This is a genomic window from Alsobacter sp. R-9, from assembly GCF_054612375.1.
The window spans coordinates 1-758 of record NZ_JBTSWJ010000042.1 but is presented as its reverse complement, the minus strand read 5'-3'; the positions used below and the strand labels follow the sequence as shown (position 1 = coordinate 758).

Here is a 758-nt window from a genome sequence, read left to right as displayed (position 1 = left end):
GCGGGCCGCCGTCATGGGGCGGCCTGCGGGATTACCACTTGTAGTTGATGCCGAGGCGGACGAGGCCGCCGCCGGTGCCGCCGCTGGTCGTGGCGGTGTAGGTGCCGGCCGGGAGGACGCCGGCCGCGATCGTCGTCGAACGCACCTCGTTGTCGTTCCCGTTCTGGATGTACAGGCCTTCGATCTTGGCCGTCCAGTTGTTGGTGAACGCGTACTCGACGCCGCCGCCGATCGTCCAGCCGACGTTGCTGGTCGAGTTGCCCGTGAACGGGTTCGAGTTCAGGCCGCCGTAGGCCAGACCGCCCGTGACGTAGAGCAGCGTGCGGTCGATGGCGTAGCCGACGCGCGCGCGCACCGTGCCCAGGTAGCCGTCGTTGCCGCCGTTCGCCCACCACGTGTAGTTGCCCCACGCGTGGCCGCCGCCGTCACCCACGTACTGGATGTCCGTCTCGACGCCGAACACGAAGGCGCCCGACTGGAAGTTGTAGCCGATCTGGCCACCGCCCACGAACCGGCCGTCGTCGCCGCCCGACACCACGCCCGAGACCGGGCCGGTGATGTAGACGTCACGGGAGTCGGCCCAGCCCACGCCCGCGTTCAGACCCACGTAGAAGCCGGTCCACGTGAAGGCCGGCGGCATATAGGCAGGAGCAACCGGCGCAGCCCGGGAGGGGAGGTCGGCCGCGAACGCCGGCGCGGCCATCACGGCAGCCACCGTCGCGAGCAGGAAAACACGCTTCATCGTCAATCTCCGGAGT

General features: G+C 69.5%; 1 protein-coding gene. It reads right to left on the bottom strand.

The annotated features are described in order from the left end of the window. Positions 1 to 31: 31 nt before the first annotated feature. On the bottom strand, positions 32 to 742 hold the full coding sequence (locus ACX9GQ_RS25025) for an outer membrane protein (protein WP_459632316.1): 711 nt from the start codon (positions 740 to 742) through the stop codon (positions 32 to 34). Positions 743 to 758: the final 16 nt, after the last annotated feature.